Genomic DNA, 16,392 nt, shown 5'->3' on the forward strand with positions numbered 1-16,392 from the left:
GAATTCCTTTAGCTTCGCTGCTCGGCCAGGCGCGCCACCAGGGCTTCGGCCAGGCCGCGGGGATCGGCGGTAAGGGTCGCAAGACCCGATTCGCGCAGGCTTTCCGGCATGCTCGGGGCGATGCAGGTGCTCGCCGACTGGGTCCAGAGCGTGCCACCGCGACGCCGCACATAGGGCGCCGAAGCGGTGCCGTCGTTGCCCATGCCGCTGAAGACGATGACCCCACAGCGCGCGCCGAAGTGCTGCGCCAGATTGAGCATCATCTGGCTGATCGACGGCGTATAGGGCTCGGGCCAGGCGCGCTCGACGATGTCCAGGGCACCAGAGGCGCGAAAGGTCAGCTCCTGCTGGGTCGGCACCACCACCACCTCGCCGCAGCGTACCGGCTCACCCGGGCGCGCGCCCTGGATATGCCATTGGCTGTGCCGGCCGACCGCGCGCAGCAGGCTGGCGGCAAAGCCGTCGCCGATGTGCTGGGCATAGAGGAAGCCGACCGGCAGACCGCCCGGCAGGGCATCGAGAAAGGCCTTCACCGCCGCCGGACCGCCCAGGGACGCGGCCAGCAACCAGACCTCGGGGGCCGGATCGCCGGCTGGCAGCGGCAGATTGGCCAGGGGTTCCGGCAGGGTCAGGCGCGGCGGTCGCGGCTGGTCCTGCAGCAGGGTTTCCAGGGCCGGGCCGACCGCCGCCACCGGATCGCCGATCAGCCGCTTGAGCTTGCCGATCAGGCGCTTTTCCCACTGGGTGAAGGGGTCGGTGAAACGCTCGGGGCCTGGCCTTCGCCGAACAGGATGGGCACCTCGGCCCCCTCCAGCAGCGCGTCCACCAGTGGCGACTCCTCCGTCTGGCTCAGGTCGATCAGCCACAGGTCGGTCGCGACCGTGGGCCAGGCCGCTTCGTCGAAGCGCTCCGGATCGCTGTTGAGGACGACGTGATAGCCATTGTCGGCCAGCACCTGCTGCAGCACGTGGCGCTGCAGCGGACTGTCGGCCAGGATGGCGACGCGGGCGGTGTGCATCTCAGTCATCTTGCCTGACCAACCGATGGATGTGGGCCAGGAGTTCGCTCTCCTGGTAGGGCTTGCCCAGATATTCGTTCACGCCCAGGCTCAGCGCCCGCTCGCGGTGCTTTTCCCCGGTTCGGGAGGTGATCATCACGATCGGCAGGTCCTTGAGGCGCGGGTCATGGCGCACCAGGGTCGCCACCTCGAAGCCGTCCATGCGTGGCATCTCGATGTCCAGCAGCAGGATGTCCGGCTGCCGCTCCTGCAACTGGGCGATGGCATCCACCCCGTCCTTGGCGGTGAAGACTTCCATGCCGTGGCGTTCCAGCAGGCGGCTGGTGACCTTGCGCACCGTGACCGAATCGTCCACCACCATGACCAGCGCCGGCCGGGTGACCTCGGCCACCGTGGCCGGGCCCTGCGCCAGCCGGGCGAGCTCTTCGCCGCTGGCGCGCTGGCTGCGGATCATCGCCAGCAGGTCGAGAATCACCACCACGCGCCCGTCCCCCAGCAGGGTGGCACCGGACAGGCCCGGTACCCCGGCGAATTGCGGACCGAGGCTCTTCACCACGATCTCCCGCGAGCCGGCCACCGCATCCACCTGCACGGCTACCGCGTATTCGGCGGAACGCACCAGCACTACCGGCAGCGGCAGGCTCTGGCCGCTCAGCTTGGGCTGCTGGCCGTTGTTGAGCAGATGGCCCAGGTAGCGCAGGTCATAGTGCTGGCCGCCGTATTCGAAGGTCGTCGCCCCCGGGCGGTAATAGCGCTCGAGATCGGCCGCGGTCACCCGCACGATACCCTCGATGGTGTTCAGCGGCACGGCATAGAGGTCATCGCCGGCATGCACCATGAGCGCGCGGTTCACCGACACGGTGAACGGCAAGCGGATGGTGAAGCGCGTCCCCTCGCCCGCCACGCTGTGGATGTCCATGTTGCCGCCGAGTTGCTTCACCTCCTGGTGCACCACGTCCATGCCCACGCCCCGCCCGGAAATCTGGGTGACGGTCGGCGCCGTGGAGAAGCCGGATTCGAGGATGAACTGCAGCAGGTCCTGATCGGTGAGTTGCGCGTCTTCCGCCATCAGGCCGCGCTCGATGGCCTTGCGGCGCACCGCGGCCAGGTCGATGCCCCGGCCGTCATCGGCCAGGGTCAGGATGATGTCGCCGCCTTCACGGCGCAGATCCAGGCTGATCACGCCCTCGGCCGGTTTGCCGGCGCGCTGGCGCCCGGCGGCGTCCTCGACCCCGTGGTCGATGGCGTTGCGCAGCATGTGCTCCAGCGGCGGAATGATCCGCTCCAGCACCGTGCGGTCCAGCTCGCCTTCGGCGTTGTCGACGCGCAGCTCGATCGGCTTGTCCAGTTCGGCGCTGACCTGGCGTACCACCCGGTGCAGTCGCGGCACCATGCGCTCGAAAGGCACCATGCGGGTCTGCATGAGGCTTTCCTGCAACTCGGTGTTGACCCGCGCCTGTTGCAGCAGCAGGGTCTCGGCATCGCGATTGCGCTGGCCCAGGGTGTTCTTCAGATCCAGGAGGTCGGAAGCCGATTCGAACAGCGCCCGGGACAGCTGCTGCAGCTGGGAATAGCGATCCAGCTCCAGGGGGTCGAAATCCTCGTAGCCGGCGCGATCCACGTCTTCGTGGTGGCGACTGATGATCTGCGCCTGGGTCTCGGTATCCAGCCGGCGCAGCTGATCGCGGACCCGCTCGATGGTGGCTTCCATCTCGCCGAGAGTGGTACCGATGTCGCTGACCTGCTGTTCGACGCGGCCGCGGAAGATCGAGGTCTCGCCCGCCAGGTTGACCAGCTGTTCCAGCAACGCGGCCGGTACCCGCACCAGTTCCTGGGAAGAGCGCCGCTGCGCCGCCTGCTGGCGGACCTGCTGCAGGCGCTGCACGAAGGGCAGCGGCGCAGCCGCTGGCGCAGGCGTCTCGGCCGCCACCATGACCGGTGCCGCGATGTCCTGCTCAGGCGATATGGCGAGCGGGCTCGCGACGCCGGGCTCGGCGTCTGGGCCTGGCGTCTCGTCATCCACGGCCAGGTCCGCGGCCGCCGGCAGATCAGACTCGATCGCGACTTCGGCTTCGGCTTCGGCCGTCTCGACCGGCACCGGGGACGTACTCGCCGGAGCGGCGGCCGGCAGTGCCAGCTGGGCGACCGCCAGCTGCAGTCCGTCGACCCCCTGGGTCGCCAGGGCGCGTACCCGCTCGCGATCGTCCTCGCTCAATCCCACGGCGAGCGAGCGCAATTCCGCCAGTTGCTGTTCCAGCTCATGGGCCTGCTCACCCAGGCCGTGCAGACCGGCCAGGCGCGCACCACCCTTGAGGGTATGCAGGCAGCGCAGCAACTCGTCCACCGCCACGTCGGGCGCGGCCGGCCAGTCCGCCAGGGCCTCGTCCATGCTGACCAGCAGGTCCTGGGCTTCCTCCATGAAGATTTCGAGGATTTCCGCATCGGTGTCGGCGTCGAAGACCGGTGCGGCAACCACGGGCGCGGCCTTCACGCCGGCCGCCAGCGGCTCGCCGCGGTAGTCACGCAAGGCCTCGATCAGGTCGCCAGCCGGCGCCGAAGCCTGCCCCTGGGCCAGGGCTTCGAGTTGTTCGTGCAGACGATCGTGGCAGTGCTGCAGCAGACTGCCCAGGTCGGCACCGGGCTTGATCCTTCCCCGTGCCAGGCCCTCGTAGAAGGCCTCCAGGGCATGGGCCAGATCGCCGATGGCATCCACCTCGGCCAGGCGCGCACCGCCCTTGAGGGTATGCAGGTCGCGCAGCAGGGATTCCAGTTCGAGACTGTTGTGCGGTTCGGCTTCCCAGGCGCGCAGCGAGTTCGCCATGCTGTCGAGCAGGTCGCGACTCTCTTCGATGTAGATGGCCAGCAACTCGGCGTCGGGTCCCTCGTCCGACTCCGGCGCGGCGGCCAGGGGCGTCGGCGCACACAGCGACGACTCCGCAGCCGTCGGCTGGTCCGCGATGGCTTCGCCGAGCTCAAACTCGCCTGGGGTAGACCCGGCGGCGTCCGATCCCAGCCGTTCATCGAGATGGCCGGTACGGATGCGCTGCAGGCGCTCGACCTGCTCGCCATGCTCACTGACCGGGTCACCCGCCGCCAGCTCTTCGAGCTGCGCGGCGAGGCAGCCATGGGCGTCACGCAGGGGGTTGCCCAGTTCGGCGCCACCGGCGAGACGGCCATCGAGCAGGCCTTCGTAGATGGCGTCCAGCTCCGTCGCCAGACGCGCGACCGGCATCACCCCGGCGAGATGGGCGCCGCCCTTGAGGGTATGCAGATCGCGCTGCAGGGTGCCGAGGTGGAAGCGCTGCTGCGGCTCCACCAGCCAACGCTTCAGGGCCCGGTCGGCGCTATCCAGCAGATCCTGGGCTTCCTCGAGGAAGATCAGCTGCATCTCCGGATCGACGGGCTCGGCAGCCTCGGGCTCGACCGCGACGGCCTCCGCCGGCTCGCTGTCCACCAAAGGTGGCAGCAGCTCTTCCGGCTGATTCAGCGACTCCAGCTCAGGCTCGGCTTCGGCTTCGGCTTCGGCTTCGGCTTCGGCTTCGGCTTCGGCTTCGGCGGGCAATTCGACGTCCAGCGCCAGCTCGGGTGCGACCGGCGTGGCCGTTGCCGGATCGAAAAGCTCTTCGGGTTCGGGCTCGGCCAGCAGATTGGTGGCAGCCATTGGCAACCCGGCGAGAATGCCGGCCAGCAGGCCGCGCAGGCCCTGGATCCGCTCTTCGCTCGGCGTGGCCCGCATGCCACCGGCCAGCTGGTTGAGCATGCTGATCAGGGCTTCCTGGGCCTCTGCCGCTTCGCGGAAGAAGGCCTCGTCGGCGGGCAGCGAACCGCTCGCCGCGGCGGCATAAACCACCTGCAGCGCTTCAGCGAGTTGCTCGACATCGGCCAGTCCGACCCGGGCGGCCCCATCGGCAAAGGTATTCAGCCGCTCGGCCAGCAGGTCCGCGCAGGCCGCCTGGTCACCACCGGTCCGCCAGGCATGCAGGCGCTCATCGGCCTCCAGCAACAGGTCCATTCCGGGCATCAGGAAATCGGTCAGCCGCAGGATGTCACGCTGCTCCGGCAGCGGTGCCTCGGGCAGCGGCAACTGGGGATCCAGCTCCTCCAGCAGCGCTTCGCAGGACGAGATGACGTCCGGCGCGCCTGCCAGCGGCGTTGCCAGCGCCCCTTCGTCGAGTTCGCCCAGGCGCTGCTCCAGCAACTCGGCACCCCGGGCCAGCAAGGCGCACTCGGGTTCGGCGAAGGCGATATGGGCGAGCTTGTATTCCTTGGCCAGCCGTTCCAGCGCGGACGCCAGCTCGGCCATCGGCGAACTGCCCGCCATATGGGCACTGCCCTTGAGGGTGTGCAGGGCACGCAACAGATTGTCGGAGACCGGCTGGGCACTGCCGGCTTCGGACTGCTCGAGAAAGCGGCGCACGGTTTCCAGGTGCGCCTGGGCCTCGGTGCGGAAGATATCCAGCAGCTGGGTATCGGCTTCGGCGGCGACGGGTGCCGCGACCTCAGGCTCAAGCACCTCCGCTTCGGGGAGCGTCGCCGGCGCGGAGGCGGCTGCGCTGCCCGGTGAGGTACGCTCGGGCAAGGCTTCGTTACGGGCCAGCGCATGAGCGGCGTGGGCCAGCCAGTCGACGTCGTCGCGCTGCCGCTGACGATTTTCGGCGTACTCCTCGACCAGCTCCGGCAGCAGGGCGCAGGTCTGCTCGACCACCGTCTGCAGGGCGGTGCTGTGGGCGACGCTGTGGTCCAGCCGGCGATTGAACAGATTTTCCAGGGCCCAGGCCAATTCGCCGATGACCAGTGCCTGGACCATGCGGCCACTGCCCTTGAGGGTGTGAAAATTGCGCCGCAATTCACTCAGGGCGGTGCGCTGCTCGGGCTCGGCCTCCCAGATCGGCAGCCAGCGTTCCAGCTCCGCCTGGACCTCGCCGGCCTCTTCGATAAAGACCTCGCGCAGTTCGTCCTCGACCGGCTCGGCGTCGGCGGCGGGCGGCAGCAGCGCGTGCGGCACCTGCGCTGCCGGGGGTTGATGGGACTGACCGGCGCGGCCAATACCTCGGCGATCACATCGGCATCGGCATCGGCGGTCGCCAGCGACAGGCTGTCCGCCTCGCTGTCGGCCAGCAGCGCCTCGGGTTCGTCATGCGCGGGCGCGGTCTCGCCGAGCGGCTCGTCATCCGCCCCCTCGGCCGCCGCGTCTGCCTCCAGAAGATCGGCGGTCAGCGGCGCTTCCGCTGCGATTGACTCGAACTCGGCCGGCGAAGCTTCGCCGGCGTATACATGTTCCTCGACCGGCAGCGCGGTAAATTCCAGCGCCTCTTCGGTCACCGGTTCGGCAACCAGGGGCTGGTCTTCCGGCAGATCCAGAGCCGGCGGCGCGACCTCACCGGAGGCCAGGGGCGCTGCCGCCGCCTCGCCTTCGCCAGCCACCCTGGGCGGATAGCCGAGGGCGATGAGACTCTCGTCGGCGATGTCGAGGATCATGTCGTGGGGCGTGGAGGGATCTTCCGCCAGGCGCTCCAGATAGTACTCGACGCTGGTGATGGCGTCGGCCAGAGTGTCCAGGCTCTGCCAGTCCGGCACGGCCTGCTTGCCCAGCAGCTGCTGGCAGATATAGTCGTTGGCCGCCTGCACCTGGCCCGCGGCCCGTTCCAGCGGGATCATCGCCAGGCCGCCACGGACCTGGGTCAGCAACAGGGGCACCGACTCCAGGTGGACATGGTTCCACTGGGAGGCGATGAACTCGATGATGGCATCCTTGGATTGCTCCAGGCCATTGCGCGCCTCGCGCACCACCACCCGATGCAGCTGATCGATGTCGGTGGTGGGCAGCCGGCTTTCTTCGGCATCGCCCACCTCGTTGCCGCTGACCATGCCGGCCAGGGTGGCTTCGACATAGAGCAGCGCCCCGGCGATATCCATCAGGGCGGCGTCGCTGGCCTCGCGCACGCCCTCGGCCAGTTCGGCGACGGCTTCGTGCTGTTCGAGCACCACCTTGCGCGGCTGACCGAAGCCCAGCACCGCCAGGGTATCGGCGATCTGCTTGAGCGGGGCCAGCAGGCCGCGCAGGCTGGCGGGCTGCTGGCGATCGCTGCGCACGAACAGGTCCAGGCTGTCCTTGATCTGCACCAGCTCTTCGCACAGCGCGGTCACCACCGAGCGCATGGCTTCGCGATCCGGACCGACGATGCGCGAGCGCTCGAAGCCCACCAGCTCGGCATCCGGCAGGGCCTCGTCGAGGCGATAGTGCGCCTTGAGTGCGGCGATGCGCGGACTCTGCACCGGCGCCTTGGCCAGGTAGAACAGCAGATTCTTCAGCAGATCGGCCGGCGCCGGCTGATTGAGGGTGGTCACCCCATCGCTGATGAGTCGCTTGAGTTCGCGATCCAGTTGCCGCAACAGGCCGCGGATCGAACTGCTGTTGTCCAGCTCGCCGGCCTGCAGCAATTCGGTGAGGCCTGCGGCCACCGGCCAGAGCGCGCCGAAGGGCGAACCGGCGCAGAGCTGGTCCAGGCGCTCGAAGACCCGCAGCAGGTAATCCAGGTGCAGCTGGACATCGCGGTCGCGGAACAGTCCGACCTGGGCGCCCTGCAGCGCCTGGCGCAACTTGCGCAGGCGCGGCAGCCAGTCCGGCGCGGCGCGGTCGGCCAGTTCGGCATCGCTCAGCGACAGCGGCGTGGCGGACAGATCCGGCGAGAACAGGCTGGTCTCGGAGAGCAGCTTCTCGCCGCGCGCCGACCGCAGGTCGTTGAGCAGCGGCAGGATGGCCAGAGGCAGATCGCGGCGGGCCTCGAGGACCCGATCCAGATAGGGCGGTACCTGCAGGATGGCCTGCATCAGCACTTCCAGCGCCTCGTCGGAGCTGTTCACCCGCTCTTCGTGAAGAGCCTGCAGCAGCAGCTCCATCTCCTCGGCGAGCAGCGCGGCGCCGTAGAACTCCACCATCTGCAAGGTGCCGTAGACCTGATGCACATAGGTCCGGCAGAAACCCAGGCGGCTACGGTCGTGCGGGTTGTCGACGAACGCCTCGAGCGCCTTGCGGGCCTGCTGCAAGGTTTCGGCGATCTCGCCCTTGACCCACTCGAGAGCTACGTAGTCGTGTCGATCGATCATCTCGGCTCCTGTCATGCCGGGTGGTCCAGCTGGCGGGTGAACGCCAGGACTTCGGGATGATCGACGGGTATCAGTTGCGGGTGGCTCCAATTGCTCACCTCACCGACACCCAGGACCAAGAGCCCACCCGGTGCAAGCCGCTGGACCAGCTGGTTGAGCAGGTCTCGACGCAGCCAGCGGCGGAAATAAATCAGCAAGTTCTGACAAAAAATGACGTTGAACCCCTGCAAGGGGGCCTGGCCCAGTTCCAGCACATTGAGCCGGGCAAAGCACAGTCGCTCCATCAAGCCGGCAGCAACGTCGAAGTTGCCATCGCTGCGCAGACGAAAATACCGCTCGCGCAGCGCGGCCGGCACCCCGGCCAGGCGCTGCAGGCTGTAGGTACCCTGCCGCGCCTGGCGCAGGGCTTCGCTGCTGATGTCGGTACCGGTCAGGGCGAACGTCAGCGGGCGCGTCTGCCGCGTGAGCACTTCGGCGGTGCTGATGGCCATCGAAAAGGCTTCCTCGCCACTGGCACACCCCAGGCTCCAGAGGGTCAGGCTATCGCCCTCGGCGGTCTTGGCGAACTCGTTCACATAGGTTTCCAGCAGCGCGAAGGACGGCGGATGGCGAAAGAAGCGGGTGGCCTGGATGGTCAGGCGGTCGAGCAGCCGAACCCATTCGATGCGCCCGCCGATGCCGGCGCAGACGACCTGGTAGTAGCTGTCGTAGTCCGCGATCGTCAGTTCGCGCATGCGCGCGGCCAACTGGATCTGCAGAAAGCTGCGCTGGCGATCGTCCAGCACCATGCCGGCGCGGGTTTCCAGCAACTGTCGCCAACGCTCGAAGTCCGCATCCGGCAGCTCGGGAGCACGGCGCAACGCCCAACTCGACTCCCCCACCCCGTCTCCCCCTCGCCACACCACGATGTGGCCGCTGTGTTCAGCCCAGCGGCTGCTCGTTCGGCAGATTGAAGCCCGAAACCGAACGCCGCATCTCGCTGGCCAGCTTGGCCAGCTCGCCGATGCTGCGCGCGGTGGCGGTGGTACCGGTCGAGGTCTGCGAGGTGATCTCCTGAATCACGTTCATGGTGCTGGAGATGTGGCTGGCGGACGAGGACTGCTGGCGCGCGGCGTTGGAGATGTTCTGGATCAGCCCGGCCAGGCTCTGGGAAACCTTCTCGATCTCTTCCAGGGCCACACCGGCGTCCTGGGCCAGGGCGGCCCCGCGTACCACTTCCGAGGTGGTCTGCTCCATGGAGATGACCGCTTCGTTGGTGTCGGTCTGGATCGCCTTGACCAGGGCCTCGATCTGCTTGGTGGCGCCCGAGGAACGCTCGGCGAGGCGCTGGACCTCGTCGGCGACCACGGCGAAGCCGCGGCCGGCGTCACCGGCCATGGAGGCCTGGATGGCGGCGTTCAGGGCCAGGATATTGGTCTGGTCGGCGATGTCGTTGATCAGGCCGACGATGTCGCCGATCTCCTGGGACGATTCGCCCAGGCGCTTGATCCGCTTGGCGGTGTCCTGGATCTGCTCGCGAATGCTGTCCATGCCGATGATGGTGTTGTGCACGACCTGGTTGCCCTTGTTGGCAATGGCCACGGAGCGCTCCGCCACCGCGGTGGATTCGGAGGCGTTGGTGGATACCTGGTCGATGGACACGGCCATCTCGTTGATCGCCGCGGAAGCCCCGGCGATTTCCTGGGCCTGGTGTTCCGAGGCCTCGGCCAGCACCGTGGCGGTGTCCTGGGACTCCTGGGCGGCGGCGGCCACCTGGACAGCGGTCTGGTTGATGGTTTCCACCAGTTCGCGCAGCTGGTCGATGGAGTAGTTGATGGAGTCGGCGATGGCGCCGGTGAAGTCTTCGGTCACCGTGGCCTGCACGGTCAGGTCACCGTCGGCCAGGTCGGCGATCTCGTCCAGCAGGCGCAGAATGGCGGTCTGGTTGCGCTGGTTCTTCTCGTCGGTCTCGGCCAGGCGGCGGCGGGTGTCGCGGACCAGGATATAGCCGATGCAGAGGATGGCGCCGAGGGCGATGAACACCAGCAGGTAGCTGCCCACGGTGTTGATCTTGCGGCTCTGGGCCAGGGAGGCATAACTGCCACTGAGGTCGGAGGCGGAACCGAGCAGCGCCTGGGAGCCGCGATAGATCAGGCCCACGGCGGAACGGATCTGCAGCAGCTCGGGTGAGGTGGCGAGAATCTCGTCGACGTTGCCGGAGACGAATTCGAACAGCTTGTTGGCTTCGTTGAGGCGGCCGACCGCCTCGGGGTCGGTGATCTTGGCGATGCCCATGGAGGCATTGCCTTCACGCATGGCCTTGAGCACCCGGCCGAACAGGCTGGCGTCGCGACCAAAGCTGTCGGCAGCCTGCACGGCGGCTTCGTCGCCGGTGAGGATCTTGTTGATGGCGCCGAGGATTCGCTCGGCGAGCAGTGCCTGACGCTGGGCCACCACCACCTGACTGGCGGGCGCGCCGCGCTCGATCAGGATGTCGACGATCTCTTCGTTCTCGACCTGCAATTGGGGAATGGTATCGGCCAGGGCGCCGGACAGCTGGTGCAGGGACAGCACGGTCTGCTCACTGCCGAGCATGCTGTCGACCTGCTTGCGCTGGTTCTCCCACTGGGACTCCAGGGTATCCAGACGCGGACCGAGGATCGCCGGCGAAGGCGGCAGGCCGGTCTGCGGATCACCGCTGCGCAGGATGTTCAGGCGGCGCTCGAACTCGGCACGCGCCTGACGCAGGTCCTTGAAGGCCTCGGCCTTGCCGGTGGCGGCCTCACTGGCGCTCTTGGCCAGCTGCTGCGAGAGGATGCGCAGCTCGGTGGCCTGGCCCTGGTACTGGTTGTCGTAGTTGGTCTGGGTGCCCAGGTACGCGAAGTTGGCGAACAGCAGCACGATCGCGACGATCAGCACCACGAACATGCCCGCGACCCACGCGTTGAGTTTCCCGGTATTGAGTTTGTTCATCAGCGGCCCCCGCCTGGACCTTGGTTCCTTTAGTTCTATCCTTGTCGGACGCCAGACCGGTTCGCTTGAAGCCGGTGTTCGGCGCCCTACCCCCACCCGTCGGCGACGGCTCCTGCCATCCCGACCCCGATCCGCCTTGCAGCGTCCGGACGTCTGGCGACCTAGGCCGCGACGTCCATGAATTCGGGATGCTCGACCAAGGCGCGCGGGCTGCAGACCAGCCAGGGCACGTCGCGTTGGAAGACACCTTCCAGAAAGAAGTGCAGGCCTGACGGCACGCTGTCGGCGTGTTCGCGATAGGCCTCGATGTCGAAATGCTGCATACCCAGGACTTCGTCAACCGCCAATCCGACGAAGAGGTCGCCATGGTCGACGATCAGGATCCGCCGCTGTTTGCGCAGGGCCTGGATCTTCACGCCGAGGAACTGCCCCAGGTCGGCGATCGGCAGCAGGCGACCGCGCACATTGGCCACGCCCTTGAGCCATGGCTTGACGCCGGGCAGAGCGGTGAAACGCGGCTCCGGCAGAATCTCGCTGACCTCGCCCATGGGAATCACGAAGCGCAATTCACCGAGACGAAAGCCGATGCCACTCCAGCTGCGCTGGTTTTCCTGTTGCGCCGGCAGACCGGCTGCCCGCTCGCGGCAGCGCAGATCGATCAGGCGCAAGAGCTCGTAGGGCGTGGTGGCGTCGCTCATAGGATTCCCTGCCCAGTGGGGCGCTGCCGCGAGAAACGGCCGAAAGACCTCAGCCTTGCAGGACACCCGCCAGGGTGCGCAACAGGGTGTCTTCGTCGATGGGCTTGGTGAGGTAGTCCTTGGCGCCCTGGCGCTTGCCCCAGACCTTGTCGGTTTCCTGGTCCTTGGTGGTGACGATGACCACCGGAATATGGCTGGTCTCGGCATCCTTGGTCAGCTGCCGGGTCGCCTGGAAGCCGTTGAGGCCGGGCATGACGATATCCATCAGGACCGCGTCGGGCTTCTCCTGGCGGGCCAGGGCGACGCCGTCGGCGCCGTTCTCGGCCTTGAGCACCTGATGACCATGCTTTTCCAGCATGGCGGTGAGCTTGTACATCTCGGTGGGAGAGTCGTCGACGATCAGAATTCGAGCCATGAAAATTTCCTACTAGATAGAATCGCCCGCCTCAGGACACTCAGGACGCTTGTTCGAGCGGAGTGAAACTGGGGACGTGGGTCTTGATCGCACCGATCAGCTCTTCTTTGCTGAAGGGTTTGGTGAGGTACTGGTCAGAGCCGACGATGCGGCCCTTGGCCTTGTCGAAGAGTCCGTCACGGGAAGAGAGCATGATGACGGGCGTCGCGCGGAAGGCGCTGTTGTTCTTGATCAGCGCGCAGGTCTGATAGCCATCCAGTCGCGGCATCATGATGTCCACGAAGATGATGTGGGGATGACTATCGGCGATCTTGGCGAGCGCATCGAATCCATCGATGGCAGTGATGACTTCGCAGCCAACTTTCTTGAGCAGGGTCTCGGCGGTCCGACGAATCGTCTTCGAGTCGTCGATCACCATGACCTTCAGCCCTTCCGAATACTGTTCCATGTTCAAGCTACCAGCTCATCGTCGATGCAACGTGAATGATGTCGATCCGGGCACTTTGGCGGCGCCTCTTTGTAGCACACAATACCGTGACGTACCACGCAGATCCCCTGGTGGCGGACCACCGGCCCGCCCACCACGACGATCGCGCAAGCATTGGCACTGAAGGGGATCGAAGGGCTATTCTGACGCCTTGCCCACGTAGAACCGAGGTCTAGCGTCAATGAGTATCCGTCTGGGGATCGTCATGGATCCCATCGAACGCATCTCCTATAAGAAGGACAGCTCCATGGCCATGCTGTGGGCGGCCAAGGCGCGCGGCTGGACCCTGCACTATTTCGAGATGCAGGACCTGTACCAGGTCGATGGCGAGGCCCGCGGTCGCGGTCGGCAGCTGGACGTGTTCCAGGATCCGGAGCGCTGGTTCGCCTTTGGCGAAGACGTCGACCTGCCGCTACGCGAGCTGGACGTGATCCTGATGCGCAAGGATCCGCCCTTCGACAACGAATTCGTCTATGCCACCTACCTGCTGGAGCAGGCCGAGCGTGGCGGCACCCTGGTGGTCAACCGTCCCGCCAGCCTGCGCGACTGCAACGAGAAGTTCTTCGCCACCCTGTTCCCCGAGCTGGCGCCGCCAACCCTGGTCAGCCGCCGCGCCGACATCATCCGCGAATTCGCCCGCACCCACGGCGACGTCATTCTCAAGCCGCTGGACGGCATGGGTGGCAGCTCGGTGTTCCGTCACCGCGAAGGCGACCCGAATCTTTCGGTGATCCTCGAGACCCTGACCGCCCACGGTACCCAGCAGATCATCGCCCAGCGCTATCTGCCCGGTATCAAGGACGGTGACAAGCGCATCCTGATGATCGACGGCGAACCCGTGGACTATTGCCTGGCGCGCATTCCGGCCCAGGGCGAGACCCGCGGTAACCTGGCCGCCGGTGGCCGCGGCGTCGCCCAGCCGCTGTCGGCACGGGACCGCGAGATCGCCGCGACGGTGGGTCCGGAATTGCGCAAGCGCGGCCTGCTCTTCGTCGGTCTGGACGTGATCGGCGAGCACCTGACCGAGATCAACGTCACCAGCCCGACCTGCATCCGCGAGATCGATGCGGCCTACGACACCCGCATCGCCGAACGCCTGATGGACGTGATCGCGCAGCAACGCGCGGGCTGAGGCGCGCGTCCATGCCACCCGCGGCGGCATGGACAACCGCGGATACAATCCGCAGACTGGCGCCAGCCCTGCCGCGCGTCCTCTGCCCTTGCCGACCCAGTCAATGCCCAGCACCGCCTCCTCCCCCGCCGCCCAGGTTCGTCCCGCCGACCGCCTGGGCTTCACGCTGCTCATCGCGACCCTGCTGCACGTCGTGCTGATTCTCGGCGTCGGCTTTTCGCTGCCCGAGCCTACCCAGATCAGTCGCACCCTGGAGGTGACGCTGGCCAGCTTCAAGAGCGACGAGGCGCCCAAGCAGGCCGACTTCCTGGCCCAGGAAAACCAGCAGGGCAGCGGTACGCTGGACAAGGCGGCGGCGCCGAGCACCCCGGTGCAGGCGCCTTTCCACGACAGCGAGATCCGCCAGGCCGCGCCTCCGGCTCGCCCGCCGGCGGCGGATCGCGCCCAGGCGCCCAAGGCCGCGGTGACCACCCGCGCCGCGCGGCCGACCAAGGCCGAACCCAGTCGCGAGACGCCGGAGCGGGAGCAGCGCGATGCGCCCAGCCCCGAGTCCGACAGCCAGGCCGCCGAACTCGCCAGCCTGGAAGCCCAGCTCGCCGAGGAACGCCAGCAATACGCCAAGCGGCCGAAGATCTGGCGGATCAATGCCGCCTCGACGCAAAAGGACAAGGGCGCCCGTTACAAGGAAGAATGGCGGCGCAAGATCGAACGCATCGGCAATCTCAACTACCCCGAGCAGGCCAAGCGCGACCGCCTCTACGGCAGCCTGCGTCTGCTGGTGGCCATCAACAAGGACGGCTCGCTCTACGAGGTCCAGGTGCTGGAGTCCTCGGGACGCCAGGTGCTGGACCAGGCGGCGCTGCGCATCGTCCGGCTGGCGGCACCCTTCGCTCCCTTCAGCGGCGATCTGGCCGACATCGACCGGCTGGAGATCATCCGCACCTGGCGCTTCGAGCGTGGCGACCGCCTGTCCAGTCAATAGTCCGGGACGCCGTTGGACTTGAAGCCGGACCGCGCAACCGGGAAACTTGCCGGTCATGAAGCCGACCTCCAGCACCACCCTACAGCACCAGCTCCTGATCGCCATGCCGCAGATGGACGATCCCCATTTCGCCGAGACGGTGATCTACCTCGTCGACCACGGCCCGGATGGCGCCATGGGCCTGGTGATCAACCGCCCCAATGGCCTGCACCTGGACGACCTGCTCGAACAGCTGCGCCCTGAGATACCGGTCACCCAGGAAGATGCCCAGGTCGCGCTCTATGCCGGTGGCCCGGTGCAGACCGATCGGGGCTTCGTCCTGCATGACGCCGGCCCGGTGTTCCAGAACACCCTGGAACTCGAAGAACTGAGCCTGACCACCTCGCCGGACGTGCTCTTCGCCCTCTCCGACGGTACCGGCCCGAGCCGCCACCTGATCACCCTCGGCTACAGCGGCTGGGGCCCCGGCCAGCTGGAAGAGGAACTGGCGGCCAATCTCTGGCTCACCACCCCGGCCACCAGCGCCCTGCTGTTCGAGACGCCGAGCGAGCAGCGCCTCGGCGCGGCCGCCGCCCTGCTGGGGGTCGACCTGCGGCTGCTCTCGCGTCAGGCGGGTCACGCATGAGCGCGCCCAGCGGGCTCTATCTGGGATTCGACTATGGCAGCCGCCAGATCGGCGTCGCCGTCGGCCAGGCCGTGACCGGCCAGGCCCGTGAACTGCTCACCCTCAAGGCGCAGAACGGCGTACCCGACTGGCAGCAGATCCAGCGCCTGCTGGACGAGTGGCGCCCCACCGCCCTGGTGGTCGGTCTGCCACTGAACATGGACGGTACGCCCAGCGAGATGAGCGAGCGCGCCGAACGTTTCGCCCGCCGCCTGCAGGGGCGCTACGGCCTGCCCGTGCATACCCATGACGAGCGCCTCACCACCTATGCCGCCAAGGGCGAGCGCCTGCAGGGCGGTCAGCGCGACGGTTATCGCGAACGCCCGGTGGACGCCCTTGCCGCCGCCCTCCTCCTGGAAGGCTGGCTGACCCAACAACTGGAACGGGCCGCGCGCCCGCAATCGGAGTAGCCATGCACCTGCCCTCTCCCGCCGAGCTCCTGCCGCGGCTGGCCGCCGACCTGCGTCTGTCGCTGAATCGCCGCGGCATCACCGATCCCGGCTTCGTCGGCATCCACACCGGCGGCCTCTGGGTCGCCGAGGCCCTGCTGGCCGAACTCGGCCTGGACACCCCGCTGGGCAGCCTGGACGTCTCCTTCTACCGCGACGACTTCACCCAGAAGGGCCTGCACCCGCAGGTGCGCCCCTCGGCCCTGCCGTTCGAGATCGATGGTCGCCACCTGGTGCTGGTGGACGATGTGCTGATGAGCGGTCGCACCGTGCGCGCGGCGCTCAACGAACTCTTCGACTATGGCCGTCCCGCCAGTGTGACCCTGGTCTGCCTGCTGGACGTCAATGCCCGCGAATTGCCGATCCAGCCCGACGTGGTGGGCGCCACCCTGAGCCTGGCCCCCACCCAGCGCGTCAAGCTGACCGGCCCCTCGCCGCTCGCCCTCGAATACCGCGACGTCCCCGCCGCCTGACCTGGATTCGCTGCC

General features: G+C 67.4%; 11 protein-coding genes and 2 pseudogenes. 5 read left to right on the forward strand and 8 right to left on the reverse strand.

Annotated elements, in window-relative coordinates:
- Positions 1–8 precede the first annotated feature (8 nt).
- The 8 genes and pseudogenes from BGI51_RS03760 to pilG form a co-directional block, all read right to left on the reverse strand.
- Positions 9–1,027, reverse strand: a pseudogene (locus BGI51_RS03760) (chemotaxis protein CheB).
- Positions 1,020–6,023 (reverse strand): Hpt domain-containing protein, encoded by a 5,004-nt coding sequence (locus BGI51_RS03765; protein WP_437179424.1) that lies wholly within the window; start codon positions 6,021–6,023, stop codon positions 1,020–1,022. Before BGI51_RS03765 ends, BGI51_RS03760 begins: the two are co-directional and overlap by 8 nt.
- Before the next feature lie 365 nt (positions 6,024–6,388).
- Positions 6,389–8,125 (reverse strand): annotated as a pseudogene (locus tag BGI51_RS23955) (Hpt domain-containing protein); the annotation flags it as partial.
- A gap of 11 nt (positions 8,126–8,136) precedes the next feature.
- Positions 8,137–8,985 carry a CheR family methyltransferase gene (locus BGI51_RS03770; protein WP_252977207.1) on the reverse strand — a complete coding sequence of 283 codons (849 nt, stop codon included), beginning with the start codon at positions 8,983–8,985 and terminating at the stop codon, positions 8,137–8,139.
- Positions 8,986–9,046: 61 nt separating this feature from the next.
- The gene (locus BGI51_RS03775; RefSeq protein ID WP_133861445.1) at positions 9,047–11,077 is read right to left on the reverse strand and encodes a methyl-accepting chemotaxis protein; all 2,031 of its coding nucleotides are present in this window, start codon (positions 11,075–11,077) and stop codon (positions 9,047–9,049) included.
- A gap of 161 nt (positions 11,078–11,238) precedes the next feature.
- Complete coding sequence (locus tag BGI51_RS03780) at positions 11,239–11,775, reverse strand: chemotaxis protein CheW (protein WP_133861446.1); 537 nt, start codon at positions 11,773–11,775, stop codon at positions 11,239–11,241.
- A 49-nt stretch (positions 11,776–11,824) separates the two neighbouring features.
- Positions 11,825–12,190 (reverse strand): twitching motility response regulator PilH, encoded by a 366-nt coding sequence (gene pilH, locus BGI51_RS03785; RefSeq protein ID WP_007161680.1) that lies wholly within the window; start codon positions 12,188–12,190, stop codon positions 11,825–11,827.
- A gap of 40 nt (positions 12,191–12,230) precedes the next feature.
- A complete protein-coding gene (pilG, locus tag BGI51_RS03790) occupies positions 12,231–12,638 on the reverse strand; it encodes a twitching motility response regulator PilG (protein WP_007161679.1) in 408 nt (135 codons plus the stop codon).
- A gap of 220 nt (positions 12,639–12,858) precedes the next feature.
- On the opposite strand from pilG, the gene gshB reads away from it, so the two are divergent.
- The 5 genes from gshB (at position 12,859) to pyrR (ending at position 16,377) form a co-directional block, all read left to right on the forward strand.
- The gene (gene gshB / locus BGI51_RS03795) at positions 12,859–13,809 is read left to right on the forward strand and encodes a glutathione synthase (RefSeq protein ID WP_133861447.1); all 951 of its coding nucleotides are present in this window, start codon (positions 12,859–12,861) and stop codon (positions 13,807–13,809) included.
- Positions 13,810–13,912: 103 nt separating this feature from the next.
- Positions 13,913–14,791 carry an energy transducer TonB gene (locus BGI51_RS03800; protein ID WP_187980360.1) on the forward strand — a complete coding sequence of 293 codons (879 nt, stop codon included), beginning with the start codon at positions 13,913–13,915 and terminating at the stop codon, positions 14,789–14,791.
- Between the two features lie 55 nt (positions 14,792–14,846).
- Positions 14,847–15,416: a YqgE/AlgH family protein gene (locus BGI51_RS03805; RefSeq protein WP_187980361.1), complete on the forward strand. Its 570-nt coding sequence runs from the start codon at positions 14,847–14,849 to the stop codon at positions 15,414–15,416.
- Complete coding sequence (gene ruvX / locus BGI51_RS03810) at positions 15,413–15,865, forward strand: Holliday junction resolvase RuvX (RefSeq protein WP_133861450.1); 453 nt, start codon at positions 15,413–15,415, stop codon at positions 15,863–15,865. The genes BGI51_RS03805 and ruvX overlap by 4 nt, the downstream gene beginning before the upstream one ends.
- Before the next feature lie 2 nt (positions 15,866–15,867).
- The gene (pyrR, locus tag BGI51_RS03815) at positions 15,868–16,377 is read left to right on the forward strand and encodes a bifunctional pyr operon transcriptional regulator/uracil phosphoribosyltransferase PyrR (protein ID WP_133861451.1); all 510 of its coding nucleotides are present in this window, start codon (positions 15,868–15,870) and stop codon (positions 16,375–16,377) included.
- The last annotated feature ends 15 nt before the right edge of the window (positions 16,378–16,392 follow it).

The organism is Pseudomonas oryzihabitans (genome assembly GCF_014522265.1).
GTDB classification, from domain to species: domain Bacteria; phylum Pseudomonadota; class Gammaproteobacteria; order Pseudomonadales; family Pseudomonadaceae; genus Chryseomonas; species Chryseomonas aestiva.

What these genes read in the sequence shown, in the direction of transcription:
- BGI51_RS03805 (WP_187980361.1), top strand. Translation starts at nt 14,847, where the DNA reads ATGAAGCCGACCTCCAGCACCACCCTACAGCACCAGCTCCTGATCGCC.
- BGI51_RS03775 (WP_133861445.1), bottom strand. Translation starts at nt 11,077, where the DNA reads ATGAACAAACTCAATACCGGGAAACTCAACGCGTGGGTCGCGGGCATG.
- pyrR (WP_133861451.1), top strand. Translation starts at nt 15,868, where the DNA reads ATGCACCTGCCCTCTCCCGCCGAGCTCCTGCCGCGGCTGGCCGCCGAC.
- BGI51_RS03780 (WP_133861446.1), bottom strand. Translation starts at nt 11,775, where the DNA reads ATGAGCGACGCCACCACGCCCTACGAGCTCTTGCGCCTGATCGATCTG.
- ruvX (WP_133861450.1), top strand. Translation starts at nt 15,413, where the DNA reads ATGAGCGCGCCCAGCGGGCTCTATCTGGGATTCGACTATGGCAGCCGC.
- BGI51_RS03800 (WP_187980360.1), top strand. Translation starts at nt 13,913, where the DNA reads ATGCCCAGCACCGCCTCCTCCCCCGCCGCCCAGGTTCGTCCCGCCGAC.
- pilH (WP_007161680.1), bottom strand. Translation starts at nt 12,190, where the DNA reads ATGGCTCGAATTCTGATCGTCGACGACTCTCCCACCGAGATGTACAAG.
- gshB (WP_133861447.1), top strand. Translation starts at nt 12,859, where the DNA reads ATGAGTATCCGTCTGGGGATCGTCATGGATCCCATCGAACGCATCTCC.
- pilG (WP_007161679.1), bottom strand. Translation starts at nt 12,638, where the DNA reads ATGGAACAGTATTCGGAAGGGCTGAAGGTCATGGTGATCGACGACTCG.